The 23,069-nt window shown below is 59.6% G+C and carries 24 protein-coding genes and 1 pseudogene; 16 read left to right on the forward strand and 9 right to left on the reverse strand.

The genetic code is table 11. The annotated features are described in order from the left end of the window. Positions 1 to 40: 40 nt before the first annotated feature. Both ACVVH8_RS16495 and ACVVH8_RS16500 read left to right on the forward strand, forming a co-directional pair. On the forward strand, positions 41 to 1,720 hold the full coding sequence (locus ACVVH8_RS16495) for an MFS transporter (RefSeq protein ID WP_103302294.1): 1,680 nt from the start codon (positions 41 to 43) through the stop codon (positions 1,718 to 1,720). A 174-nt stretch (positions 1,721 to 1,894) separates the two neighbouring features. Next, positions 1,895 to 2,113 (forward strand): hypothetical protein, encoded by a 219-nt coding sequence (locus ACVVH8_RS16500; protein ID WP_103302295.1) that lies wholly within the window; start codon positions 1,895 to 1,897, stop codon positions 2,111 to 2,113. 285 nt (positions 2,114 to 2,398) lie between these two features. On the opposite strand, the gene ACVVH8_RS16505 is transcribed toward ACVVH8_RS16500, so the two are convergent. Then, positions 2,399 to 2,785 (reverse strand): DUF1801 domain-containing protein, encoded by a 387-nt coding sequence (locus ACVVH8_RS16505; RefSeq protein WP_103302296.1) that lies wholly within the window; start codon positions 2,783 to 2,785, stop codon positions 2,399 to 2,401. A gap of 176 nt (positions 2,786 to 2,961) precedes the next feature. Here ACVVH8_RS16505 and ACVVH8_RS16510 point away from each other — a divergent pair. After that, positions 2,962 to 3,240, forward strand: a pseudogene (locus ACVVH8_RS16510) (saccharopine dehydrogenase NADP-binding domain-containing protein); the annotation flags it as partial. Here ACVVH8_RS16510 and ACVVH8_RS16515 read toward each other — a convergent pair. Next, positions 3,206 to 3,955: a DUF72 domain-containing protein gene (locus ACVVH8_RS16515; RefSeq protein WP_475224946.1), complete on the reverse strand. Its 750-nt coding sequence runs from the start codon at positions 3,953 to 3,955 to the stop codon at positions 3,206 to 3,208. The pseudogene ACVVH8_RS16510 and the gene ACVVH8_RS16515 sit on opposite strands and share 35 nt — an antisense overlap. A 119-nt stretch (positions 3,956 to 4,074) precedes the next feature. Further along, positions 4,075 to 5,862: a thiamine pyrophosphate-requiring protein gene (locus ACVVH8_RS16520; RefSeq protein ID WP_475224948.1), complete on the reverse strand. Its 1,788-nt coding sequence runs from the start codon at positions 5,860 to 5,862 to the stop codon at positions 4,075 to 4,077. Between the two features lie 198 nt (positions 5,863 to 6,060). Here ACVVH8_RS16520 and ACVVH8_RS16525 point away from each other — a divergent pair, with 198 nt between their 5' ends. Continuing rightward, positions 6,061 to 6,831 (forward strand): APH(3')-II family aminoglycoside O-phosphotransferase, encoded by a 771-nt coding sequence (locus tag ACVVH8_RS16525; protein ID WP_315447214.1) that lies wholly within the window; start codon positions 6,061 to 6,063, stop codon positions 6,829 to 6,831. A gap of 21 nt (positions 6,832 to 6,852) precedes the next feature. Here ACVVH8_RS16525 and ACVVH8_RS16530 read toward each other — a convergent pair whose 3' ends face one another. Next, complete coding sequence (locus ACVVH8_RS16530; protein WP_103302300.1) at positions 6,853 to 7,128, reverse strand: DUF2798 domain-containing protein; 276 nt, start codon at positions 7,126 to 7,128, stop codon at positions 6,853 to 6,855. Positions 7,129 to 7,254: 126 nt separating this feature from the next. On the opposite strand from ACVVH8_RS16530, the gene ACVVH8_RS16535 reads away from it, so the two are divergent. The 6 genes from ACVVH8_RS16535 (at position 7,255) to ACVVH8_RS16560 (ending at position 14,966) form a co-directional block, all read left to right on the forward strand. After that, the gene (locus ACVVH8_RS16535) at positions 7,255 to 8,226 is read left to right on the forward strand and encodes a LysR family transcriptional regulator (RefSeq protein WP_475224950.1); all 972 of its coding nucleotides are present in this window, start codon (positions 7,255 to 7,257) and stop codon (positions 8,224 to 8,226) included. 38 nt (positions 8,227 to 8,264) lie between these two features. Then, positions 8,265 to 8,633, forward strand: coding sequence for a hypothetical protein (locus ACVVH8_RS16540; protein ID WP_475224953.1), 369 nt, complete (start codon positions 8,265 to 8,267; stop codon positions 8,631 to 8,633). Positions 8,634 to 8,682: 49 nt separating this feature from the next. Next, a complete protein-coding gene (locus ACVVH8_RS16545; protein WP_475224955.1) occupies positions 8,683 to 9,726 on the forward strand; it encodes an alpha/beta hydrolase family protein in 1,044 nt (347 codons plus the stop codon). A 598-nt stretch (positions 9,727 to 10,324) separates the two neighbouring features. Next, on the forward strand, positions 10,325 to 11,164 hold the full coding sequence (gene yghU, locus ACVVH8_RS16550; protein WP_212809108.1) for a glutathione-dependent disulfide-bond oxidoreductase: 840 nt from the start codon (positions 10,325 to 10,327) through the stop codon (positions 11,162 to 11,164). Positions 11,165 to 11,453: 289 nt separating this feature from the next. Then, entirely contained in the window at positions 11,454 to 13,634 is a 2,181-nt protein-coding gene (locus tag ACVVH8_RS16555; RefSeq protein WP_212809109.1) for a TonB-dependent siderophore receptor, read from the forward strand. A 138-nt stretch (positions 13,635 to 13,772) separates the two neighbouring features. After that, positions 13,773 to 14,966 carry a GAF domain-containing sensor histidine kinase gene (locus ACVVH8_RS16560; protein WP_475224957.1) on the forward strand — a complete coding sequence of 398 codons (1,194 nt, stop codon included), beginning with the start codon at positions 13,773 to 13,775 and terminating at the stop codon, positions 14,964 to 14,966. A 15-nt stretch (positions 14,967 to 14,981) separates the two neighbouring features. Here ACVVH8_RS16560 and ACVVH8_RS16565 read toward each other — a convergent pair whose 3' ends face one another. Next, positions 14,982 to 15,623: a LysE family translocator gene (locus tag ACVVH8_RS16565; protein ID WP_475224960.1), complete on the reverse strand. Its 642-nt coding sequence runs from the start codon at positions 15,621 to 15,623 to the stop codon at positions 14,982 to 14,984. A 260-nt stretch (positions 15,624 to 15,883) separates the two neighbouring features. Here ACVVH8_RS16565 and ACVVH8_RS16570 point away from each other — a divergent pair, with 260 nt between their 5' ends. Next, on the forward strand, positions 15,884 to 16,882 hold the full coding sequence (locus ACVVH8_RS16570) for a zinc-dependent alcohol dehydrogenase family protein (protein ID WP_103302309.1): 999 nt from the start codon (positions 15,884 to 15,886) through the stop codon (positions 16,880 to 16,882). Between the two features lie 115 nt (positions 16,883 to 16,997). On the opposite strand, the gene ACVVH8_RS16575 is transcribed toward ACVVH8_RS16570, so the two are convergent. After that, positions 16,998 to 17,339, reverse strand: coding sequence for a YajG family lipoprotein (locus tag ACVVH8_RS16575; protein ID WP_103302310.1), 342 nt, complete (start codon positions 17,337 to 17,339; stop codon positions 16,998 to 17,000). A gap of 86 nt (positions 17,340 to 17,425) precedes the next feature. After that, positions 17,426 to 18,064 (reverse strand): ATPase, encoded by a 639-nt coding sequence (locus ACVVH8_RS16580; protein WP_475224962.1) that lies wholly within the window; start codon positions 18,062 to 18,064, stop codon positions 17,426 to 17,428. Positions 18,065 to 18,233: 169 nt separating this feature from the next. On the opposite strand from ACVVH8_RS16580, the gene ACVVH8_RS16585 reads away from it, so the two are divergent. The 4 genes from ACVVH8_RS16585 (at position 18,234) to ACVVH8_RS16600 (ending at position 21,334) form a co-directional block, all read left to right on the forward strand. Beyond that, positions 18,234 to 18,482, forward strand: coding sequence for a hypothetical protein (locus ACVVH8_RS16585; protein WP_103302467.1), 249 nt, complete (start codon positions 18,234 to 18,236; stop codon positions 18,480 to 18,482). A 55-nt stretch (positions 18,483 to 18,537) separates the two neighbouring features. Then, the gene (gene ahr, locus ACVVH8_RS16590) at positions 18,538 to 19,566 is read left to right on the forward strand and encodes an NADPH-dependent aldehyde reductase Ahr (protein ID WP_103302312.1); all 1,029 of its coding nucleotides are present in this window, start codon (positions 18,538 to 18,540) and stop codon (positions 19,564 to 19,566) included. Between the two features lie 107 nt (positions 19,567 to 19,673). After that, complete coding sequence (locus tag ACVVH8_RS16595; RefSeq protein ID WP_475224965.1) at positions 19,674 to 20,831, forward strand: GGDEF domain-containing protein; 1,158 nt, start codon at positions 19,674 to 19,676, stop codon at positions 20,829 to 20,831. Positions 20,832 to 20,839: 8 nt separating this feature from the next. Then, positions 20,840 to 21,334 (forward strand): PaaI family thioesterase, encoded by a 495-nt coding sequence (locus ACVVH8_RS16600; RefSeq protein ID WP_315447194.1) that lies wholly within the window; start codon positions 20,840 to 20,842, stop codon positions 21,332 to 21,334. Here the strand turns inward: ACVVH8_RS16600 and mug are convergent. Continuing rightward, on the reverse strand, positions 21,331 to 21,843 hold the full coding sequence (mug, locus tag ACVVH8_RS16605) for a G/U mismatch-specific DNA glycosylase (RefSeq protein WP_475224967.1): 513 nt from the start codon (positions 21,841 to 21,843) through the stop codon (positions 21,331 to 21,333). The two genes, ACVVH8_RS16600 and mug, sit on opposite strands and share 4 nt — an antisense overlap. Positions 21,844 to 21,925: 82 nt before the next feature. On the opposite strand from mug, the gene ACVVH8_RS16610 reads away from it, so the two are divergent. Then, positions 21,926 to 22,384, forward strand: coding sequence for an N-acetyltransferase family protein (locus ACVVH8_RS16610; RefSeq protein ID WP_475224969.1), 459 nt, complete (start codon positions 21,926 to 21,928; stop codon positions 22,382 to 22,384). Positions 22,385 to 22,530: 146 nt separating this feature from the next. Here ACVVH8_RS16610 and ACVVH8_RS16615 read toward each other — a convergent pair whose 3' ends face one another. Beyond that, a complete protein-coding gene (locus ACVVH8_RS16615) occupies positions 22,531 to 22,965 on the reverse strand; it encodes a hypothetical protein (protein WP_475224972.1) in 435 nt (144 codons plus the stop codon). Positions 22,966 to 23,069 lie beyond the last annotated feature (104 nt).

The raw sequence follows: 23,069 nt of genomic DNA on the forward strand, positions 1-23,069 counted from the left end.
GGACTCCGGCCTACGACAATAAGCACGACGGAGAGCACCCATGGCTACAATCGACACAGCATCCACCGGCAGTCCACCGCGCAGCGGCGGCATCACCAAGGAGGAGCGCAAGGTCATCTTCGCTTCGTCCCTCGGCACGGTGTTCGAGTGGTACGACTTTTACCTCTACGGCTCACTGGCGGCGATCATCGCCAAGCACTTCTTCGCCGGTGTCAACGAAACCACCGCGTTCATTTTTGCCCTGTTGGCGTTCGCAGCGGGGTTCGCGGTGCGGCCGTTCGGCGCGATCGTGTTTGGCCGGCTCGGCGACATGATCGGGCGCAAGCACACGTTCCTGATCACCATCGTGATCATGGGTGTCTCCACGGCGATCGTCGGTTTGCTGCCCGGCTACGCGACCATCGGTGTCGCCGCGCCCGTTATTCTGATCACCCTGCGCTTGCTGCAAGGTCTGGCGCTGGGCGGTGAATATGGCGGCGCGGCCACTTACGTCGCTGAACATGCGCCACGCAATAAACGCGGTTTCTTCACCTCATGGATTCAAACCACCGCGACCCTTGGCCTGTTTCTGTCGCTGCTGGTGATCCTCGCTTGCCGCACCGCGCTGGGCACCGAAGCGTTCGAAGCCTGGGGCTGGCGGATTCCGTTTCTGCTGTCGATCCTGCTGCTGATCGTCTCGGTGTACATCCGCCTGCAACTGAGCGAGTCGCCGGTGTTCCAGAAAATGAAGGCCGAAGGCAAGGCGTCGAAGGCGCCGCTGACCGAATCCTTCGCCCGCTGGGACAACCTCAAAGTGGTGATCATGTCGCTGCTTGGCGGTACGGCCGGGCAAGCAGTGGTCTGGTACACCGGGCAATTTTATGCGCTGTTTTTCCTGTTGCAGACGCTGAAAATCGACCCGCAGACCGCCAACCTGCTGATCGCCGGTTCGCTGCTGATCGGTACGCCGTTCTTCGTGATCTTCGGCAGCCTCTCCGACCGCATCGGGCGCAAGCCGATCATCATGGTCGGGTGCATGCTGGCGGCGCTGACCTACTTTCCGATCTTCCATGCGTTGACCCAGTACGGTAACCCCGACGTGTTCATCGCCCAGGAGAAAAACCCGGTCAAGGTGATCGCCAATCCCGATCAGTGTTCGTTCCAGTTCGACCCGGTGGGCAAGGCCAAATTCACCAGTTCCTGCGACCTGGCCAAGACCCTGCTGGCGAAACGGGCGATCCCTTATGAGAACGTGATCGCCGAACCGGGCACCGTCGCGCAAGTGCGCATCGGTGACAAAGTCGTTGAGAGCTTCGAGGGCAGCGCCCTGCCCGCCGCCGACTTCAAGACCCGCAACGACGCCTTCACCGCAACCCTTGGCACTGCACTGAAAGAAGCGGGTTATCCGGAAAAGGCTGACCCTGCAAAAACCAACTATCCGATGGTGTTGCTCCTGCTGACCATCCTGGTGATCTACGTGACCATGGTGTACGGGCCCATTGCGGCGTGGCTGGTCGAGCTGTTCCCGACTCGCATCCGCTACACCTCAATGTCACTGCCCTATCACATCGGCAACGGCTGGTTTGGCGGTTTCCTGCCGACGGTGGCGTTCGCGATGGTGGCGGCCACCGGGGATATCTACTACGGGCTGTGGTACCCGATCGTGATTGCGGTGATGACGGCGATACTCGGCACGTTCTTCCTGCCGGAAACCAAGGATCGCGACATCCTCAAGGATTGAACTGACCTCAGGCCGCTGGAATGCGGTCAACCTGTGGGAGTGGGCTTGCTCGCTCCCACAAGGGGTTGGTGTTAACGCGGAACTGGCGTTTTCACCGTCGGTTCGCAGTCGAAAAAAAATCGAACGCTCGTCGCAGTGCTACCTCCAATGTTTACACCCATGGAGGTCAACGATATGAACAGCAACGACGACAAAACCCCGAACGCCCCACCTACCGATACATCGGGCAAACCCGTGAACGTGGTCGAGCGCGATTTGCAGGATCGGGACGATGACACCCGTGCTGTGGACGAGGTCATCACGCCTTCCTCCACTCGCGTCAAAGAGCAGGATGCTGAAGAGCTGCAGCGCAAGGTCGATGAGATTGAGCGCAAGGTTGCGGATGGGAATTGAGATTCATGGTGATTGTTGGATTCACCCCCTCACCCCAGCCCTCTCCCCCAAGGGGGCGAGGGGGAAAGGGAGCCGACCGAGTACAGTTCAGAACCTGAGTTCGACTCTAAAGCTCAGTTCGGGTACCTCGAAAGAACAGAACACCATGGTCAGTCCCCTCTCAATCTAGGAGAGGGGAAAGTGAGCCGATCTCTAGTGGGATCAAACCTGAGTTCGGCGCGACAGTTCAGGTCGGTGTATCACGAAAGAACAACGCGATCAGTCCCCTCTCCCTCTGGGAGAGGGTTAGGGTGAGGGCTTCGACGTATTCAGTTTCACCGCCTCTCGAATCAGTGCCACCAAGGCCTTTTCATCAATCTCCTCGCCCTCATGCACATCAATCGCCCGCCTTGTATTGCCTTCAAGACTTGAATTGAACAATCCCGTCGGATCTTCCAGCGACGCACCTTTGGCAAAAGTCATTTTCACCACTGCCTTGTAAGTCTCACCGGTGCAGATAATCCCGCCATGCGACCACGTCGGCACGCGCCATTTCCACTCTTCGACTATCTCGGGATCAGCCTTGTGCATGATCGCGCGGATCTGTGCCAGGGTTTCACCGCGCCAGTCACTCAGGTCCTTGATGCGCTGATCAATCTGCACTGATGCAGCGATTGCTTCTTCGTTCTTCATGACGTGTCCTCAACGTCTTCGGGTGCAAAAACTCTAGACGGTGATCAGACAGTGGTCGAGTTACCACGCGACAGCGCGCATTCATGAGCCTCGCTCATCAGCTTATGCAGCAATCACCGTATTGTTGAGCGAACACCCGCTCTATGGGTTGGCGCATCACTTTGAGGAGAGACGCCATGCCCACCCCGACCAACGTTATTGTCGTCATTGGCGCCGGTTCGATCGGCCAGGCCATTACCCGTCGCGTCAGTGTCGGCAAGCACGTCGTGCTGGCGGATTTGAAGCAGGACAACGCTGACGCTGCTGCCCGCGTCCTGCTTGATCCCGGTTTCAAAGTGACCACCTGCATCGTTGACGTGGGCTCTCGCGAATCCATTCAGGCGTTGGTCACCGGCAGCGATTTCCTGATGGATGGCGGCGTTACTGCGGCGTACTGGTACGGCGATCTGGCGCCGGAATAAGCAGCGCTTTGGCCAGGCTCAACGCGTTGCCGATCGCGGCGCCGCTGGCGGTGTTGTCGAAGATGCACCAGGTTGCGGCGCCCTCCTCTGAGGCGATCTGCAACGCTCGCGCAATTTGTTGCAGGTACGGCAAATCGTAGGCGCTGTGGTAGATGCGCGGTGAACCGTGCAAGCGCCAATACTTCGTGCCCTGCCAGCCTCTCGGTGAAGCGTCATTGCTGATACGCGAGGGGTCTACCGCCGCTTGGCTGATTTGGTACTTGATCAAAAGCGCTTCGCCGCCGACCCATGATTCGTGGCGCGGCTCCAGCACCACAGGCCCGGAGAAACGCTGGCGCAGTGCGCTGAAAAACCCTTCGGCAACGGCCGCATCAAACGCCAGAGACGGCGGTAACTGCACCAGCAGGCAGCCCAGGCGATCGCCTGATCCGCTGCACTGCCCAAGGAATTCATCCAGTGCCGCCTCACAGCCGATCAGGCGCAGTTCATGGGTGATGTGTTTGGGGATCTTCACTGAAAAAGTAAAACCGTCCGGCACCGAATCCGCCCAACGTTCGTAGGTCTGTCGGCGATGCGGGCGATAGAACGAGCTGTTGATTTCGACGCTGTTGAATTGCGCGGCATAGCGCTGCAAATGCGTGCCGTCAGCCGGGAATGCCGGCCAATGTTCACGCGCAAGACTCCAGCCTGCACAGCCGATGAAAATCAATTGCCTGCCTCCATTCCAATGTAGGAGCTGCCGCAGGCTGCGATCTTTTGATGTTGTTTTTGAAGATCAAAAGATCGCAGCCGTCGGCAACTCCTACAGTTTTCGCCAGGAAATTCGGGTTATTTTTTGCCGGGCAGTACCGAGCTCAGCACTTGCTTGGCGGCTTGGACGATGATTCCGGCCTCATCCGGATCGCCCTTGAGCAAGGTCGTGGCGAATTTCTTCGCCTGCTCAAGCTTGATGTGCGGTGGCAGCGGCGGCACGTTCGGATCGGTCTTGAATTCGATCAACACCGGAACGTCCGAGGCCAATGCCTGCTCCCAGGCCGCGGCGACGTCTTCTTCGCGATCAACAAAAATGCCCTTGAGGCCGATGGAAATGGCGAACAGGTGATACGGCACATCCGGGATACTCTGCGACGCTTCGAACTTGGGATCGCCCTCCATCACCCGCTGCTCCCAGGTGACCTGATTGAGGTCTTCGTTGTTGAACACCGCGCAGATCCATTTCGGGCTTTGCCACTGCCGCCAATATTTGGCGACGGTGATCAGCTCGGCCATGTTGTTCATTTGCATGGCGCCGTCGCCCACCAGGGCAATCACCGAACGCTCGGGGTAGGCGAATTTCGCCGCAATCGCATACGGCACCGCGGCGCCCATCGAGGCCAGACCGCCGGACAGCGAGCACTTCATGCCACGGCGGATTTTCAGATCGCGGGCGTACCAGTTGGCGCACGACCCCGAATCGCTGGTGATGATCGCCTCGTCCGGCAGGCGCGGTGACAACTCGTACACCACCCGTTGCGGATTGATCGGTCTGGCCTTGGCCATGGCGCGTTTTTCCAGAGTTTTCTCCCAGGTGCCGCGCCAGCCTTCGACCTTCTTGCGCCATTTGCCCGAGGTTTTCTGTTCCAGCAGCGGCAGCAACGCGGCGAGTGTTTCAGCCGCGTTGCCCTGCAGATTGACCTCCATCGGGTAGCGCAGACTGAGCATGTCTGGCTGCAAGTCGATCTGCACGCCCCGCGCCTGACCTTCCTTGGGCAAAAATTCCGAATACGGGAAACCCGAGCCGATCATCAGCAACGTGTCGCACTCGGTCATCAGTTTGTAGCTGGGCTCGGTGCCGAGCAGGCCGATGCTGCCGGTGACCCACGGCAGATCGTCGGGCAGCACGGCTTTACCGAGCAAGGCTTTGGCGACTCCGGCGCCGAGTTTTTCGGCGACGGCGATCACTTCATCCGTGGCTTGCAGAGCGCCGGCACCGACCAGAATTGCGACTTTTTCACCGGCATTCAAAACCTCGGCGGCGCGCTGCAAATCCGTCTCGTACGGCAGCACTCTCGGCTTGCTGTACCCGACGCCGGAATGTGCGGTGCCGTGGGCCCGGGCCGGCGCTTCGTAGGGCAGATCCTGCAAATCATTGGGCAGGATAATCGCCGTGACGCGGCGTTCGCCGACGGCCGTGCGCACCGCGCGGTCGAGCAAGTGGCGCACTTGCGACGGTGCCGAAGCTTGCTGCACAAAGGCGCCAGCGACGTCCTTGAACATCGAGACCAGATCCAGCTCCTGCTGGTAGTGGCTGCCCAGTGCAGTGCGCGCCTGCTGACCGACAATCGCCAGCACCGGCATGTGGTCCATCCGCGCATCGTAGAGCCCGGTAATCAGGTGCGATGCGCCCGGCCCTGAAGTCGCGATGCACACACCCAACTCCCCGGTGAACTTGGCGTGGGCCGAGGCCATGAACGCGGCCATTTCTTCATGGCGCGCCTGAATGAATTCGATCTTTCCCTTGGCCCGGTCGAGCGCGCCGAACACGCCATTGATGCCGTCACCCGGATAACCAAAAATCCGCGTGACGCCCCATTGGCTGAGCCGCTCAACCAGAAAATCTCCAACTGTCATCGTCATCGTGTTCCTCGCCTTTCACCGGTGCATGGAGCATTCCCGGCAGTGCATCCGCCGAGAGGTGTAAGGGTCTGGACAGTCGGGCTGGCGACGAAGTTTCGATTGATTTGCCAGGGCAACGCCCTGCCCCGGTGTTTGCGCGCAAAATCACTGGCGCGGCACAATGCGCCTCATCAACAGATTTACAAGGGACGAATCGACATGGAATTACCCGCGATATGGCACCCGCGATTCGCTGACGCACAGATCGAACAACAAACCATCGGTGAGTCCCGCGCCGATGTACTGCGGATTACGCCGGCGGGTTCAGCGCCGCTGTTTGTGAAGTCTGAACAGGTGATGACCTGGGGCGAACTGCCCGGTGAAGTGCAGCGGTTGCGCTGGCTGGCAGAGCAGGATCTCCCGGCGCCTCGGGTGCTCGACACCACCACTGAAAATGAGCGCAACTGGTTGCTGATGACGGCTGTGCCCGGTCGAGATCTGGCCAGCAGCGCGCATCTGGCACCGGAGCAGATCGTGACGCTCGCGGCCACAGCCTTGCGATCACTGCACGCGGTCGCCATCGACAGCTGCCCGTTCGATCACCGCCTCGACGAAAAAATCGCCCTCGCCCGCGAGCATCTGCTGGCGGGCCTGATTGACGAGGAAGACTTCGACGATTCACGTCTGGGTCGCAGTGCTGAAGCGGTGTTCCAGCAAATGCTCGCCGAGCGTCCTGATCACGAGGATCTGGTGGTGACCCATGGCGATGCGTGTCTGCCCAACCTGCTCGCTGACAATGGCAAGTTCAGCGGGTTTGTCGACTGCGGGCGACTTGGCGTCTCTGACCGTTATCAGGACTTGGCGTTGGCCGCCAACAGCATTACCTACAACCTCGGCGAGCAGTGGGTGCCAGTGTTTTTCGAGGCCTATGGCGTAGAGCCTGATCTGCAACGGATTGCCTTTTATCAGTTGCTTGACGAGTTTTTCTGAGGCGCCGGAAGCGTTCAGCACTCAACGATGCGGATGCACCGTCCACGCCACCAGTTTGATCACGACGGGCCGAACAACAAGGATGCACAGAAATGCCACCGGCATCGCCAGTTTGTACGCGTGCAGCGCATTACTCAGGTAATCGTTATCAATGCCGGAGTTGGCGGCGGTGATCACCAGTGACATCAGAAACGCCATGATCGTCGCCATGTACAAGGCAAACACATAGGGCGTGGCACGCGGTGACAGCTTGCGACGGCTGACAATCAAAGCATCGGTGCTGGTTGTTTGATTCATATGGCGTTTCCATCCATTGACAGGGAGCGGGCACCTTAACAAGCGCGACTCCCCTCAACTAGACGGCTAATCGTAGGTACTTTATAAAGCACAACTTACGAATCAAACCGTCTCGGCAGGCCATGGATGAATCTCTTAGCGGCAATTGCCAGTTTTATCAAAGTGGTGGAATCGGGCTCCATTGTCGGCGCCGCCAAAGCCCTGGGCGTCAGTGCGGCAGCGGTGAGCCAGACGATAAATCGGCTGGAGACGCATCTCGGCGTGAGACTTCTGCAGCGCACCACGCGGAGCATGGCGCTGACTGAAAACGGCGCGGTGTACTACGACAAGGTCAAGCGTATCGCGGCAGATCTGGAGTCGGCGCAAAGCTCAATCAGCAACGAACAGACCGAGCTGCAAGGTCGGCTGAGCATTGCCTCCACTTCTGCATTCGGACGGCATGTGCTCGCGCCATTGATCGCCGGGTTCGCGGCGCTGCACCCGCGCCTTCTGCTGGAGCTGTCGACCACCAACCGCAAGATCAATCACATCCAGGACGGCATCGACTTGAGCCTGCGGATCAAACCGCAACTGGAAGATGGCATTGTTGCGCGCAAGATCGTTTCGCTGCCCTTCATCATGTGCGCCGCCCCAGCCTATCTGGAGCGCGCAGGCACGCCGCGATCGCCGGACGATCTGCAAAACCATGCGTGCCTGGCGTTCCGTTACCCATTGGACGGACGCTTTCTTCGTTGGACTTTTTCGCGGGACGGCCAGAGTTACGAGGCCAATATCAATGCCACGACCATCAGCGATGACATCGATGCACTGGCGCAGATGGCGGTCAACGGTGCGGGCATCACGCGGCTGGCCGAATTCGTGGCGGCGCCGTACATCTCCAGCGGCCAACTGCTGCCGCTGTTTCAGAACCACGACGGAGCAGGTCACGGCTTTGTCGAGCGAATGGACATTTATGCCTGTGTGCAGGAGCGTGCGGCGATGACGCCGAAGGTCAAGGCATTCATGGACTATCTGATCGAACACTTGAAGATGCGTTGGCCGCAAGAAGATGCTTTGACCGCACCGTTTCAAGCATCCACTGACAAGGAGTTGCTGTGAACACATCGCGTTATGCCAAGGGCTCCGGCCGGCCTCCCGTGCATCTGGCCTCGATAAATACAGAGGGCTCGGCGGCAGGCCATCTGGTTTTTGCTGGCGGTGTTTCCGGGGACCGACACGTACCCTTTTGCTCTCACGACGAACTGCTGGGCATGCTCAAAGACCTGATATGTGCGCGTGTACCTTTTTCGGTTGGCGGCATGTGTCCCGGTCCAGCGGATGAAGTCGGTTTGCTGATCGACAACGCAGAGCTGACGGGACCCTGCATCGAGCTGTCCTGGACCGGCTCGCAGCAATGGATTGTGCGCGAAACTGCCAACGCTTCTGGCGAATGGCAGCAAGAACCGGACGCCAGCGAAATCGCCAATCTGATTTTCAATCCTGACTCGCTGAAGCGCGCCGATTAAGGCAAAGTCCACCTCGCCAATCGAGGCTCATCACGGAAGATAAAAAACAATGAAACATGCTTTCGGCGCCCTGCTTCTTTTCTGCCTGACCACCCACGTATTCGCTGACGGGAATCCTGTCGGTTTTCAGCTCTCGACCCTGGCGGACGCGAGCAATGAGCGTCCGTTGGAAATGGTCGTCTGGTACCCAGCCGGTGCAACCACTGCCGCGCCGGAACTGGTCGCCGACAACCCGGCGTTTGTCGGTGTAATGGTCGCGAAAAATGCGCCACCGGCTGCCGGTGAACACCCGTTGGTAGTGCTCTCACATGGTTACCGCGGCAATTGGAGCAACCAGGCATGGCTGGCCAGCGCGCTCGCGCACCAGGGTTATATCGTCGCGGCGGTCAATCATCCCGGCAGCACCACGCATGACCGCAGCCCTCAGGCGGCGGCACAGTTATGGCTGCGTCCTGCGGATGTCAGTCGAGCCATCGATGCGGTGACGGCACAGCCTGAAAAATTCGGTACGGTCGCGAAACCTCGCATTGCCGTCGTGGGCCACTCTCTCGGCGGCTGGACCAGCCTGGAAATCGCTGGCGCACGTTTCGACACCGAGCGTTTCACCGAAGACTGCAAAGCCCATTCGCAGTTGGCCAGTTGTTCCGTCTATCAGCAGATGAATCCCGCCAGCAGAGCGGATTCGAAGACTCGACTGGCCGCCGACTTGCACGACAAACGCGTCTCTGCCGTGGTTTCACTGGACCTCGGTCTGTCACGTGGTTTCACCGATGCCAGCCTTGCGGCACTGCCTGTTCCGGTACTGGTCATCGCAGCGGGCGTGCCGTCGCAAGACCTTCCCGCTCAGCTTGAGTCCGCCGATCTGGTCAAGCGACTGCCGAAAACATCGAGCCAATACGTCGAGATCAGCGACGCCAGCCACTTCAGTTTCATGTCGCCATGCAAGCCTGGCGCGATGGCAATGCTCGAAGAAGACGCACCCGGCGACGGCATCATCTGCACCGATGGCGACGGCGGACGCGCGCGCACGGAAATCCAGCAACAGACGATTTCGCTGATCAACGAGTTTCTGGCGCGCTCTGCTGCGGGTTGAAATCGGTCAGGTGTTGATCACCAATAAGGGAACACGCCACACAGGGCATTTCCCTTATAGCCATACAGAAGCGGCCCCCAATACATGAACGGCCCACACGCATAAAGAGGATTGGACATGTGCTGGCCGCTCTGCAGCTTGCACACCGGCAACTTCAACGGGATGGGCACGACCGCCCAAAGCGTAATCCCGCACCATTCTCGCGGGGTCTCGGCAGCGACGGTTTGCTGCTCAGAGTGCGGCAGCGGGCCCAGCGTTGAAACTGACGCTCCGACACAGCCGGTCAGCATCAGTATCAGGGCGGTCAGGCAGGAAATGGCTTTGAGGGGAAGTTGACTTCGCATTGCGGGTTTTATCCGTAAATCCAATCGCCCGGCGCTCCAATCGACAGCGCCAGCATCCTTGAGGGTGAAAAAGCGGCGATTGTAACCGCCTGATGAAAAAAGAAATTATCGGGTCTCTGGTTTATTTTCCCGTGACCAGAAAAGGCTCGACGCCTGTGCATATCGTGATGTAACGATAAATCGAGCTGGCATCCATCGGTATTTTTCCCTACGGTGTTCATCTGTTCTCAGCCAGTCACGATGAGGTCCGTTTCATGAGCAAAGCGCCCTACGTTCCGCCCAAGGTCTGGAAAAATGAAGCGCCATCCGGTGGTCAGTTCGCCAGTATCAACCGCCCGATTGCCGGGCCGACCCATGAGAAAACGCTGCCGGTGGGCAAGCATCCGTTGCAGCTCTACTCGCTGGCCACGCCCAACGGGGTGAAGGTCACCATCCTGCTCGAAGAGCTGCTGGCGCTGGGGCACAGCGCCGCCGAGTACGACGCTTGGCTGATCCGCATTGGTGAGGGCGATCAATTCTCCAGCGGTTTCGTCGAGATCAATCCGAACTCGAAAATCCCTGCACTGCTGGACCGCAGCGTCGAGCCGCCGATTCGGGTGTTCGAGTCAGGCTCGATCCTGCTGTATCTCGCGGAGAAGTTCGGCGCATTCCTGCCCAAGGATCCGGCAGGACGCACCGAAACCCTCAACTGGTTGTTCTGGCAGATGGGCGCTGCGCCTTACCTGGGCGGCGGGTTCGGGCATTTCTATGCCTATGCGCCGGAGAAAATGGAATACCCGATCAATCGCTTCACCATGGAAGCCAAGCGCCAACTGGATGTGCTGGATCGACGTCTGGCCGAAAGCCCCTACCTGGCCGGCGAGCACTACAGCATCGCCGATATCGCGGTCTGGCCCTGGTACGGGCAGTTGGTGCGCAACAATGTTTATTCGGCGGCGGAGTTTCTCGCAGCCGATGAGTACACCCATGTGCAGCGCTGGGCAGAGGCAATCGCCCAGCGCCCGGCGGTCATCCGTGGGCAGCGCGTCAACCGCACGTGGGGTGATGAAGCGAGCCAGGTGCCTGAGCGCCATGACGCTGAAGACCTGAGCTGATCCAAGCGTTCCCCTCCCTCTGACCGCGCCCGATCAAACTTCATGTTGATCGGGCGCGGTCGCGCAACTTGGCCCTTCTGCACCCTCTCCTGGATCTACTGATTTCCACCAGTGGCGTTGATTTGTGCCGTGGCGGTGATCGTTTCCCTTCGCCGCAAATGTGAAAAATTTGTTAACCAATTGAAGTCAGTACCTTTCTTCAACCGAATCAATCTGACATGCTAATGCGAATACTTCTTACATGCATGTGCATCAGATTCGTTTTGGTAATTTTTGGGGAAGCAGATTGATGTCGTTTCACACCCGCCACCGCCGTTCGAACCTCTCACCCAACCTGCTGGCACTCGCCATTGGCATGGTCAGCCTCTCATCCGTTTCAGCTGATGAAGCTCCACCGCCATCGCCGGAAAATGCTGCCCCTCCCGCCACGCTGGAACTCGGCGCGACCGAGATCGGTGCTACCCAGATGAGCAGCACCACCGAGGGTTCGCAGTCTTACACGACTGGCCCCATGCAGACCGCGACCAAGCTGTCGCTTACCATGCGCGAAACGCCTCAAGCCGTCACCGTCATCACCCGTCAACGCATGGATGATCAGGGCATGACCAGCATCAACGACGTGGTGCGCGGCACGCCGGGCTTGTTCCTCAACCAGTCCAGCGGTCCGGGCCGACAGGCTTACAGCGCGCGCGGGTTCGACATCGACAACATCATGTACGACGGCCTGCCCAGCTCCTATCAGCCTTACTCGATGGCGGTGCAACCGAACCTGGCGATGTTCGACCGGGTTGAAATCGTTCGCGGCGCCACCGGCCTGGTCACGGGTGCCGGCAACCCGTCTGCCGCCATCAACATGGTGCGTAAACGCCCGACGGCCACGCCCCAGGTGACGCTCACCGGCGCGGCTGGCAGTTGGGATGATTATCGCGGCGAGATCGACGCTTCCGGCCCTTTGAACGACAGCGGTACGTTGCGTGGCCGTGTGGTGGGCTCCTATCAGGGCGCCGACAGTTTCCGCGACAAGGAACAAAACGATCACGGCCTGTTCTACGCCATCGGTGAAGCCGACCTGAGCGAAAGCACCACCGCGACTCTGGGTTTCTCCCGGCAAAATGAACAGACCAACTACTTCTGGGGCGGGTTGCCGATCGGCACCAACGGCCACCACCTTGATCTGCCCCGCTCCACTTACCCCGGCACCGACTGGGAAAACAAGAAACTGCAGATCGACACGGTCTTCGGCGAAGTCGAGCATCGCTTCGACAACGACTGGAAGCTGCACGTCGCCGGTTCTTCCTCGACGCTCAACGGCGAGTTCTCCGGCACTTACCTGTCGCGCTACAACGGCCCGCTGGAAACCACCGCTTACCAATCGCACAACACCGACAAGCAAAACGCTTTCGACGGTTTTGCCAGCGGCCCGTTCGAAGCCTTCGGCCGCACCCACGAACTGGTCGTCGGCTCCAGCCATCGCGTCTACGATGCGACCTCCAAGGAGTACGATCCGTACACCACGGCCTGGCCGATCGGTGCGCCAAAGCCGGACTTCGTGCGTGACGGCAAAACGCGCAGCGTTGCCACTCAGGACGCCGTTTACCTCACCACCCGTTTGAGCCTGGCCGATCCGCTGACGCTGATCCTCGGCAGTCGCCTGGACTGGTATGACTACGATGACCGCACCGGCGACGGCGACTACAAGGTCACCCGCAACCTGACGCGTTATGCCGGCCTGATCTACAAGCTGGACGAGCATCATTCCGTCTACGCCAGCTATACCGACATCTTCACCCCGCAAACCTCGAAGGATCTTTCCGGCAAAGTGCTGGACCCGATCGTCGGTGAGAACTACGAAGTCGGCATCAAGGGCGAATATTTCAATGGCGCCCTCAACGCCAGTCTGGCCGTGTTCCAGATGGACCAGACCAACCGCGCAACCCTGGCGGAAAATCAGTTCGGTTGCCCGGTCATGACCTGCTACAACGGCTCAGGCAAAGTGCGCAGCCAAGGCATCGACATGGAACTGCAAGGCGCGCTGACCGAAAACTGGCAGCTGGGCGCTGGCTACACCTACACCCGCGCGCACTACATCAAGGATGAAAACCCGGCCAACAATAATCAGAAATTCAAAACCGACACACCCGAGCACCTGTTCAAGGTCTCGACGGTGTACCGCTTCCAGGGCCCGCTACAAAAACTCCGCGTCGGTGGCAACGTCTACTGGCAAAGCCGCATGTACAACGACGTCGCGCTTGCCAATGGCGGCAACTATCGACTCGAACAAGGCGGCTACGCGACCACCGACCTGATGGCCGGATACGAACTCACCAAGCACCTCGACCTGCAAGTCAACGCGAACAATATCTTTGACCGCGTCTACTATTCCGCCATCGGCAGCAACATCACGTGGGGTTCCAACGACAACTACGGCAATCCGCGCAGTTACATGCTGACCGCCAAATACAAGTTCTGAGTCGCGCACGCCGGCGACGACACTGGCCAAGGGCGCCCCGGAAAATCCGCGGCGCCCTTGGCGTTCCTGCACCTGGCCCATTAGCAATAGGCGACAAGAAGCGATAGTCTCTGCCCGACATCATCGCGAAGCGCCCCCATGACCAACCCAGAGTTCACACCAGACATTGAAGCCATCCGCAGCATTGATGCGGTGCCCGTGATCCTGAGCATGGTCAAGCACCTCACCGGCATGCGCTTCGCCGCTGTGGCTCGGGTCACCGAAAGGAACTGGGTGGCCTGCGCGGTCGACGACTCCATTGATTTCGGGCTCAAACCCGGTGGCGAACTGGTACTCGAATCGACCATCTGTCACGAAATCCGCCAACACAAACAACCCGTGATCTTCGGCCATGCCAGCCTGCATCCGCTGTTTTCGCAACATCACACGCCGAGAACCTATGGGCTGGAGAGCTACATATCCATTCCCATCGTCAAAGCCAACGGCGATTTTTTCGGCACGCTCTGTGCGATCGATTCCGTACCGGCCAATCTGGACGAACCGGCCATTGCCAAGACGCTGACGCTGTTCGCCCAACTGATTGCCATGAGCCTCGACACGCAAAGTCGTCTACTGGCCACCAAAACCGCACTCGACAATGCCAATGAGCTGGGTCGGCTGCGCGAGCAGTTCATCGCAGTGCTCGGGCATGACCTGCGCACACCGCTGAGCGCCATTCGCATGAGCGCCGACCTGCTGGAAAGCAAGACCGAAGACAAACGCTCGCTGAATTTCATTGCGGCAATCCGCAACAGCTCGGTGCGCATGGGGGTGCTGATCGAAAACATCCTCGACTTTGCCCGGGGCCGCCTCGGTGGCGGGATTCCGGTGCAGCGCAAACTGGTGGACGACTTGCAGCGCACGCTGCTGCTGACCCTTGAAGAAATCAAGGTGACCCATCCACAGGCAATCATCAGCCATGCACTGGATGTACCGGCGGGGGTTTACTGCGACGCGTTGCGCATCAGCCAGTTGCTGTCCAACCTATTGGGCAACGCGGTCACCCATGGTTCAACCGATGCGCCGATCGTCCTCCAGGCCTACGCCGAGAACGACGAGATTGTCATTTCGCTGACCAACCAGGGCACGCCGATTCCGGCGCAATTGATGCCACTGCTGTTTGAGCCCTTCTCCCGATCCGAAGCCGGGCAGCGTTGCGAAGGCCTGGGCCTGGGGCTTTACATCGCCTCGCAGATTGCGGCGGCACACAACGGCACGTTGAGCGTGACCTCGGACATTGAATCGGGAACGCGATTTGTGGCGCGGTTCCCGGCACAGTTCAAATGGGTCTGATCCCCCGCCCCGCCCTTACGCCGTCTGCCGGCGCATCGTCAGGATGGCCGCACCAAAGCCGATAAAGGTCGTCCCCACGACTCGACTGACCCAGCGCGACAGCGCGGGCCGGGTCAATACGCCTTTGGCCCGCGATGCGATCGCGGCATAGACGCTCAACGACGACACCGATAACGCCATGAAGATCGCGGTAAGGATCAGAAATTGCGGCAGCAACGCCGCGCCCTGATCAATGAACTGCGGGAACAGCGCGGTGAAAAACATCGTTGCCTTGGGATTGGTTACGGCGGTCAGAAAGGCTGATTTGTAGAGCTTGCCGCGAGTCGGGCGCGGCTTGTTCGCGTCGCCCTCGAGAGCGTCCGGGAGCATCGGGCCCTTTTTGAACAACTGCTTGACCCCGAGGTAGAACAGGTAGCCGGCACCGATGATCTTCACTGCATTGAACAGCCACTCGGAACTCGCCAATACAGCGCCCAAGCCGAGCATGGCCGCGGCTGACAGGCAAAACAGACCACTGGCATTGCCCAGTGACGACCAGATCGTGCTGCGTTGCCCGTGGGCCAGACTGTAATTGATCGCCATCAGCGTGGCGGGGCCGGGGCTGGCGATGGCGATCGCAGCGACCAGGGTAAACGCCAGAATCGAGTGAGAATCCATTTTCAATGCTCGTGGTAAGTGGTGGGCTGCATATTACAGGAGCCGGGCGCGCTGTCAGGCCCGGCTGCTTGCTTTTCAACGGCTATGACTTCCTCTGAGCCACGATTGCCTGCCGAGGAGAGCGCTATCCGCATGGACACGCGTAATCGTTTCGAACCCGCAGAATCTGCCTACAGGCCGCGTCCACCTTCGGGGGGTCGACAAACCTCCGCTCAGCTACCACCATTGCCCTCTCCTTAAAAATGACAGCGAGGCGTGTAATGAGCCAACCGACTATTCGTGCGTTGATCCTGGATGACTACGCCAATAACGCCTTTCGTGAAGCGCAGATCAGCCGCCCGCAGCCGCAAGCCCATGAAGTGCTGGTGCGTGTCGTCGCCAGCGGTGTGAACCCGATCGACTACAAGATTCGTTCCGGCAATGCGCCGTACGCCATGCCGGAACTGCCGGCGATTCTCGGCACGGACATGGCGGGTGTCATCGAAGCCGTAGGCGCCGACATCCAGCATCTGGCCGTGGGTGATGAGGTTTACGGGATGGTCGGAGGCGTGCGCGGCTTGCCCGGCTCACTCGCCGAATACATCGCTGTGGATGCCGATCTGGTGTCGCGCAAACCCAAGAATCTGGACTTTCGCGAAGCGGCAGCGATCCCGCTGGTGTTCCTGACGGCCTGGGAAGGTCTGGTGGATCGCGCCCATGTCCAGGCCGGGCAGAAAGTGCTGGTGCATGGCGGTGCCGGCGGTGTCGGTCACATGGCGGTGCAGATTGCCAAGGCACTCGGCGCCGAGGTGTTCGCCACGGTCTCGCCGGGCAAGCGTTCGATTGTCGAAGGCTACGGCGCCACAGCCATCGACTACCGCGACGTGCCGGTCGAGCAATACGTGAATCAGTACACCGCCGGCAAAGGTTTCGATGTGATCTATGACACAGTCGGCGGCAAGAGCCTCGATGACGCTTTTGCTGCGATTCGCCTGTATGGCCACGTCACCAGTTGCGCGGCGTTCGGCACCCACAACCTGGCCACCGGTTCGCTGCGCAGTGCGACGCTGTCGGGGATTTTTGTGTTGCTGCCGATGCTTACCGGCACCGGACGCAAGCACCACGCCGAGATTCTCGGTTATGCCACGCGATTGATCGAGGAAGGCAAGGTCAAGCCATTGCTGCATTCGCAGCGTTTTACCCTGAGTGAGGCGCGTCAGGCCCATGATGCGGTGGAGCAAGGCACGGGCGTCGGCAAAGTGGTGATCGATATCGTCTGAACCTCAACGATTGCAGGCAAAAAAAAGCCCCGCGACCGAATGAAGGCACGGGGCAAAAAATTGGTTGGTTGCGGCCAACCAAAGGAGCTCTGTCAGATACGGTGAACGGGTGAAATCAGATGCAGTCCTGAGCCGCCCGCTCAAAACTCGACGGCAGGAAGTTCGAGGCCAACAGGTGACGCTCATAGAGAAACACCTTGCCGCCACTGCCGGCCTTGTAGGCTTCCAGCACGTTGTCCGCCGCCACCTTGCTCGGAACGACGATCCGGTAGCTGCGCTGGGTCTGCGACACAGTCGGGTTCAGTGCGCTGCCCTGCAACTTCGGCACCACGCAATCGGCGTACTGAGCCGGCGTCTTGCGGGTCTGCAAGGTCAGGGTCGGGTCGTTCGGCGCGGAGGCACAACCGGCAAGCAACAAAGAAGCAACTGTCATGGCAGGCACGAATAAAGGACGCATCGGTGTAATCCTGAAAATAAAGGTTCGGTTCAACCGGCAACGGTCCAGCTTCACGGCGCCGCCGCTGCCTTTTATGTTTTAAGTGTTCAGCTTGCGGACACCAACGCCTTGAGTGAGCTGTCGAACTGCTTCAATGCGTTGAGTTGCAAGTCCCGTTGTTTCTCGATCTGCGCAGCGATTTGCGGCGCTGCCTGGTTGTGGACCCAGACCGATGGCAGCTGTTTTTCCACCGCCCCTTCGGCCTTGCCGATGTATTGCAGGTCGGCATCGTAGAAACGTGCAGTGAAACGCGCTTCAACCAGGCTGTTGCGTTGGGTCAACAGGCGATTGAAGGTGTCGAGCTTCACCACCACATCCGGATGGGCCTGGACCAACGCATCAAGGCTGTCGTAGACGGTCACGGACAAGAACTGTTGCTGCAACGAATTCACCAGCCAGTCGATGGCCAATTCCGGATCGGAGCTTTCGACGAAGGCTTCGCGAATCCGCGAGTCGAGCGCATCTTTCGCGCCGTTGACCGCCATGTCGTGGTAACGCTCAAGGTATTGCAGGTTGTCCAGGGTGTTTTCGCTGTACAACACACCGACGGTCTGCGAGTGCTGCAACGTGGCACTGCTGCCCGTGATGGTTTGAAAATGACACGACCGGGCATCGTCTGCGTAGGTCGGTGCAGCGGCAGAGCCCATCAGCAGTGCGGCCAGCGCCAGTCGAGTCAGAATGTTCATCGCGCAAATTCCTTGAGCTGCGTTTCGATGGAGGCGATTTTCCGCCCATTGCCGCGAAAGCAGAACTTGCGTTTCGTGATGGTCACTATTACTTCTAGCGATAGTTGCGCGACGTGCAGACTGATACACACTCAAACACAACTAGAAAAACATGAATGAGGAACCCTCCTTGAGAACGTTTGACCTGATCCGAGATGCCGTTCTGCCCGATTTTCGCGAGCGGGTGGCTGAATACCTGGTCCAGTACGAAAGTGTATTGCTCAATAGAAACGACGCCGACCCGCAACTCATTCGGGACACCGCCCATGAGTTGCGCGGTTACTTGCGCGGCCTCAACACCACGCGGGTATTGGGTATGGCGTACTGGGAGGAGCTGGATCGACGGGTCGTCGATACGTGGCTCGCGCCGGACGAATGACCGACTAGACTTTCCGGGCTGCCAATGTCCCTGTCTGTTCACCCGGAGGTGTCCCATGAGCAACACCGAACCCACAACGTTCAACGGCTGGGCCGCGACCGCTGCCGGCGCGCCACTGGAGCGTTACAGCTATGACCCCGGTGCATTGGGCGAAGAAGAGGTCGAAGTCGCTGTGGAATATTGCGGTGTCTGCCACTCCGACCAGTCACTGATCGACAATGACTGGGGCATCAGCCGCTATCCGTTCGTCCCGGGCCACGAAGTGGTGGGCAAGATCGTGCGCATGGGGCCACAGGTACGCGGTCTCGAACTGGGTCAGCGGGTCGGGATCGGTTGGTACAAGGGCAGTTGCATGCACTGCTCGTCCTGTATCTCCGGCTCACAACAACTGTGCGGCACTGCGCAACCGACCATCATCGGCAGCAACGGCGGGTTCGCCGACCGTTTGCGCGCGCACTGGGCGTGGGCGATTCCGGTACCCGAAAAGCTTGATCCGGCGCTGGTCGGGCCACTGTTCTGTGCAGGCTCGACGGTGTTCAACCCGCTGCTGCAATTCGGCGTCAAACCCACCGACCGGGTCGGCGTGGTCGGCATCGGTGGCCTCGGTCATCTGGCGCTGCGCTTTCTCAATGCCTGGGGCTGCGAAGTCAGCGCATTCACCTCATCGCTGAACAAGCAGGACGAAGCCAAACGTCTTGGCGCGCATAACGTCGTCGCCTCAACCGACAGCAACGCGTTGAAAGCGATTGCCGGCACTCTGGACTTCCTGCTGATCAGCGCCAACGCCGACCTTGACTGGCCGGCCATGCTGGCCACCCTGCGCGGCAATGGCCGGTTGCACTTTGTCGGCATTGTGCCCAGCGCCATCCCGGTGCATGTGTTCGATCTGATTCCGCAGCAAAAGTCGCTCTCCGCCTCGCCGGTAGGCTCGCCGGGCACCATGGCGACCATGCTGGAATTCTGTGCGCGGCACCAGATCCTGCCGCAAGTCGAGATGTTTCCCATGAGCAAAGTCAACGAGGCGGTCGAGCATCTGCGTAGCGGCAAGGCGCGCTACCGCGTGGTGCTGGACGCCAGTCAATAAAACAACGGCGCGTCGGCCATTGCCGGACGCGCCGCCCCTCCTGCCAAAACAGCCCCGAACGCTTACAATCGCCCGTCTAACTGCCAATCAGACAGGCTCTGCCAGAAATGCCGCTCGACCCTCCTACGATGTTGACTATCTCGATCGCCCTCGCCGCCGCCGCGGCGCTGTATCTGGCGATCGAGTGGCGCAGTATTCGTGAGCCCTCGCTACTGTTCTGGAGCGCTGGTTTCGCCACGATTACCGTGGGTTCAACCCTTGCCCTGCTGCGCAGCATTGGCTTTGTGTTGATCGGCATCTGGTTCGCCAACGGCCTGTTGGTGACCGCCCACTTTCTGTTTCTGCTGGGTGTTGCACGCTTCACCCAGACACGCCTGTCTCGCGGCTGGTCGCTGATCTTTGTCATTTGGCTGGTCATGCTGGTGTTGCCGGAAGGACCGCTGTGGTCGAAGGTGATGCTGGCGGCCAACTCGCTGCTGGTGGCGCTGTCGACACTCAAGGCGAGTTTTCTGCTGCGCCCCCACGGCAAGTCGCTAAGCGTCGGTGCGGTGCAACTGCGCTACGTCTTGCTGGCCCACGGGATTTTCTATGTTCTCAAAGCGCTGACCGTGATGATTCCCGGCACGCTCATCGATCTGGCGGCGTTTCGTGGCGAGATCATTCAGATCTCGCTGGTCGAAGGCACCATGGCGATCATGCTGATTGCGCTGTCGATGACCGGCACCGAACGCTACCGCCGCGAAAAAGAGATCGCCCGTCTCGCGGCCCGCGATCCGCTGACGGCCCTGTACAACCGCCGCGCCCTCGAAATGCGCGCACCGCGCTTGTTGCAGGACACCTCGCCGCAACGTCCCGGTGCTCTGTTGCTGATCGATATCGACAATTTCAAACTGGTCAACGACCAGTACGGCCACACCGCCGGCGACCGCTTGCTGATCGCCTTGAGCGAGTTGATCCGCGCGCTTCTGCCCCGTGAAGCGCTGACGGCGCGTCTGGGCGGCGACGAGTTCGTGATCCTGTTGGCCCATGCCTCCAATGAACGCATAGTTGAACTGGGCGACGCCTTGCGCGAGCAATTCCTGACAACCTCTTCACAGACATTCCCGACGCCTGACGCCGTGACGCTGAGCATCGGTGCCACGATTTTCGACACACCGCCCGCCAGTCTCGCCGCACTGATCGAACAAGGCGACGCCGCGCTCTACGAATCCAAACGCGGCGGGCGCAACCGCATTCGCCTGACCGGGCGCACCACTCCAGGATGACCATCCCCATGTCCAGCTTCGACACCTCACTGCAAGACAGCGCCGCGCCCGAGGGCGTTTGCTATGGCTGCGGCGGTCGCAATCCGCACGGCCTGCACATCAAAAGCCGCTGGCACGAAGACGGCATCCACGTTGTCGCGGAACATCTGCCTGAGGCGCAATACTGCGGCTGGCCAGAACTGGTTTACGGCGGGCTGATCGCGATGCTGGTCGATTGCCACTCCAACTGGACCGCAATGGCTTATCACTACCGCGCAGAAAACCGCGATCCTGGGACCCTGCCGCGCATCGACTGCGTCACCGGCAACCTTGGTATCAAGTTCATCAAACCGACGCCGATGGGCGTAGCGCTGACCCTGAAGGCGAAAGTCGAAGGTGAAGTCGGGCGCAAGACCCGGGTGATCTGCGAGGTGTTTGCAGGGGACGTGCTGACAGCGGTGGGCGACTCGGTGTTTGTGCGGGTCGACACCGCGCAGTTGGCAGCGTCGGCGCAGGGACGCTAAGGCCTGACGGCCAGACGAAGTGCTCGATACGCCGTCACCAATTGCTCCTGCGTGAACGCCAGATTGCGCCCGCTCGGATTGGGCAATACCCACACCGCGGCCCCACCAAAGGTGCTGTCCTGACGCCCCCACTGCACCTCACGCTGACCGGACAACGCGGCAAACGCCGCTTTGCCCAGAAACGCGACAAACCCGGGGGCGTAACGCCTGATCTTTAGCTCGAAGTTGGCGGCAGCGGCATTGAATTCATCCAGGGACAGCTGATCCGCTCGCGCCGTCGGGCGATCCACGACAGCGGTCAATCCGCAGTGATATTGCAGGATCGTCCGGTCATCTTCCGGGCGAATCTCTTCAGGCGTGAACCCGGCCAGATGCAGCGTGCGCCAGAACCGGTTGCCACGGCCGGCGAAGTGATGTCCCTGTGCGGCGGCCAGCAGGCCGGGATTGATGCCGCAAAAGATCACCGAAAGATCATTCACAAGAATGTCCACAAGCCCCTCACCTGCCATATCGTTCCCTTTTTGCTATTTTCACTCGGGCATTGCCCCGTATAGAGCCACGGAAGGTAGCGTAAACCATGGAGCCATCTCAATGAGTCAGCAGATTCGCCTCGCAACCGGCGACGATGCCCCGGCAATCAGCGAGATCATTATCGCCGCCCTGCGTGAATCCAATGCCCAGGACTATTCGCCAGAAATCATCGATCAGGTAGAGAAAAGCTTCTCTCCTGCGGCGATCCTGCAGTTGTTGAATCAACGTCGGATGTTTGTGGCGACAATCGATCAGCACGTTGTTGCAACGGCCAGTCTTGATCGGGATGTGGTCAGAAGCGTGTTTGTTGCTCCGTGCCATCAAGGCGTCGGAATCGGCAAAAAGCTGATGGATACCCTTGAGTCAATCGCCATCAAGGAAGGCGTACAGCGTCTGCGAGTGCCCTCCTCCATTACCGCCGAAGCCTTTTATGCCTCGCTGGGCTTCGAGAAAATCCGCGATGAGTTTCATGGTGTCGAACGCACGATCATCATGGAGAAACGCCTGGGCCAGTCCTGACGCTACACTGAACTGTGGCGAAGGCTTGTCGGATCGTCGCTGCGTCCCGCCGGGGTGTGCAGCGGCCCCTCTTATAAAGAGCGGGCCAGCGGGAGCAAGCTCCCTCGCCACAGGTACTCAGTCACAGGTGTTTCGCTGGTTTGGGTTCAGCCCGCCACGCTGGCTGCCTCCGAATGCAGCTTTTGGTAGCGCTCGATCAACGCAACGACTTCCTTTGCACCGTAGCAGCGGAATTTGACGCTGCCGGCGTCAGTGTCCAGGCGGATGACTTTGGTAAAGAACCCGCCTTCGTTGCAAACATTGCGAATCAGTTCCAGGGGAATCTCAATGTCCAGCGAGCCTTTTTGCACCATGCGGTTCAAAACATTGGCACTCAGGTGAACCGCCGTCTCGGTCAGCAGCATTTTCCCGCCCACCCACAAACCACCGTAGGCTTTTTCGAAGGACTTCATCACGCGGGCCAACACGTCGACATCGCCGCTGCCGACGATGTCATACACAGCGCCAACCCTGTCGTAATTCACCTCCACACCGGTCACCAGAAAGTTGACCAGCTTCGACTTCACCACTACTCCAACCATCTGCGTGTCTCCATCACTGAGGGCATTCCATTAATTCAGAGGGTTTCGAAAGCCTTGCATCACCACTGCGGCGAGGAAGTGTGCTCCCTCGCCGCAGTTAGTCA

The organism is Pseudomonas trutticola BRTCR10 (assembly GCF_056155105.1).

Bases quoted from the DNA above. Each gene is read 5' to 3' on its own strand.
- ACVVH8_RS16495 (WP_103302294.1), top strand. From the start codon at position 41: ATGGCTACAATCGACACAGCATCCACCGGCAGTCCACCGCGCAGCGGC.
- ACVVH8_RS16500 (WP_103302295.1), top strand. From the start codon at position 1,895: ATGAACAGCAACGACGACAAAACCCCGAACGCCCCACCTACCGATACA.
- ACVVH8_RS16505 (WP_103302296.1), bottom strand. From the start codon at position 2,785: ATGAAGAACGAAGAAGCAATCGCTGCATCAGTGCAGATTGATCAGCGC.
- ACVVH8_RS16520 (WP_475224948.1), bottom strand. From the start codon at position 5,862: ATGACGATGACAGTTGGAGATTTTCTGGTTGAGCGGCTCAGCCAATGG.
- ACVVH8_RS16525 (WP_315447214.1), top strand. From the start codon at position 6,061: ATGGAATTACCCGCGATATGGCACCCGCGATTCGCTGACGCACAGATC.
- ACVVH8_RS16530 (WP_103302300.1), bottom strand. From the start codon at position 7,128: ATGAATCAAACAACCAGCACCGATGCTTTGATTGTCAGCCGTCGCAAG.
- ACVVH8_RS16535 (WP_475224950.1), top strand. From the start codon at position 7,255: ATGAATCTCTTAGCGGCAATTGCCAGTTTTATCAAAGTGGTGGAATCG.
- ACVVH8_RS16545 (WP_475224955.1), top strand. From the start codon at position 8,683: ATGAAACATGCTTTCGGCGCCCTGCTTCTTTTCTGCCTGACCACCCAC.
- yghU (WP_212809108.1), top strand. From the start codon at position 10,325: ATGAGCAAAGCGCCCTACGTTCCGCCCAAGGTCTGGAAAAATGAAGCG.
- ACVVH8_RS16555 (WP_212809109.1), top strand. From the start codon at position 11,454: ATGTCGTTTCACACCCGCCACCGCCGTTCGAACCTCTCACCCAACCTG.
- ACVVH8_RS16560 (WP_475224957.1), top strand. From the start codon at position 13,773: ATGACCAACCCAGAGTTCACACCAGACATTGAAGCCATCCGCAGCATT.
- ACVVH8_RS16565 (WP_475224960.1), bottom strand. From the start codon at position 15,623: ATGGATTCTCACTCGATTCTGGCGTTTACCCTGGTCGCTGCGATCGCC.
- ACVVH8_RS16570 (WP_103302309.1), top strand. From the start codon at position 15,884: ATGAGCCAACCGACTATTCGTGCGTTGATCCTGGATGACTACGCCAAT.
- ACVVH8_RS16575 (WP_103302310.1), bottom strand. From the start codon at position 17,339: ATGCGTCCTTTATTCGTGCCTGCCATGACAGTTGCTTCTTTGTTGCTT.
- ACVVH8_RS16580 (WP_475224962.1), bottom strand. From the start codon at position 18,064: ATGAACATTCTGACTCGACTGGCGCTGGCCGCACTGCTGATGGGCTCT.
- ahr (WP_103302312.1), top strand. From the start codon at position 18,538: ATGAGCAACACCGAACCCACAACGTTCAACGGCTGGGCCGCGACCGCT.
- ACVVH8_RS16595 (WP_475224965.1), top strand. From the start codon at position 19,674: ATGCCGCTCGACCCTCCTACGATGTTGACTATCTCGATCGCCCTCGCC.
- ACVVH8_RS16600 (WP_315447194.1), top strand. From the start codon at position 20,840: ATGTCCAGCTTCGACACCTCACTGCAAGACAGCGCCGCGCCCGAGGGC.
- mug (WP_475224967.1), bottom strand. From the start codon at position 21,843: ATGGCAGGTGAGGGGCTTGTGGACATTCTTGTGAATGATCTTTCGGTG.
- ACVVH8_RS16610 (WP_475224969.1), top strand. From the start codon at position 21,926: ATGAGTCAGCAGATTCGCCTCGCAACCGGCGACGATGCCCCGGCAATC.
- ACVVH8_RS16615 (WP_475224972.1), bottom strand. From the start codon at position 22,965: ATGGTTGGAGTAGTGGTGAAGTCGAAGCTGGTCAACTTTCTGGTGACC.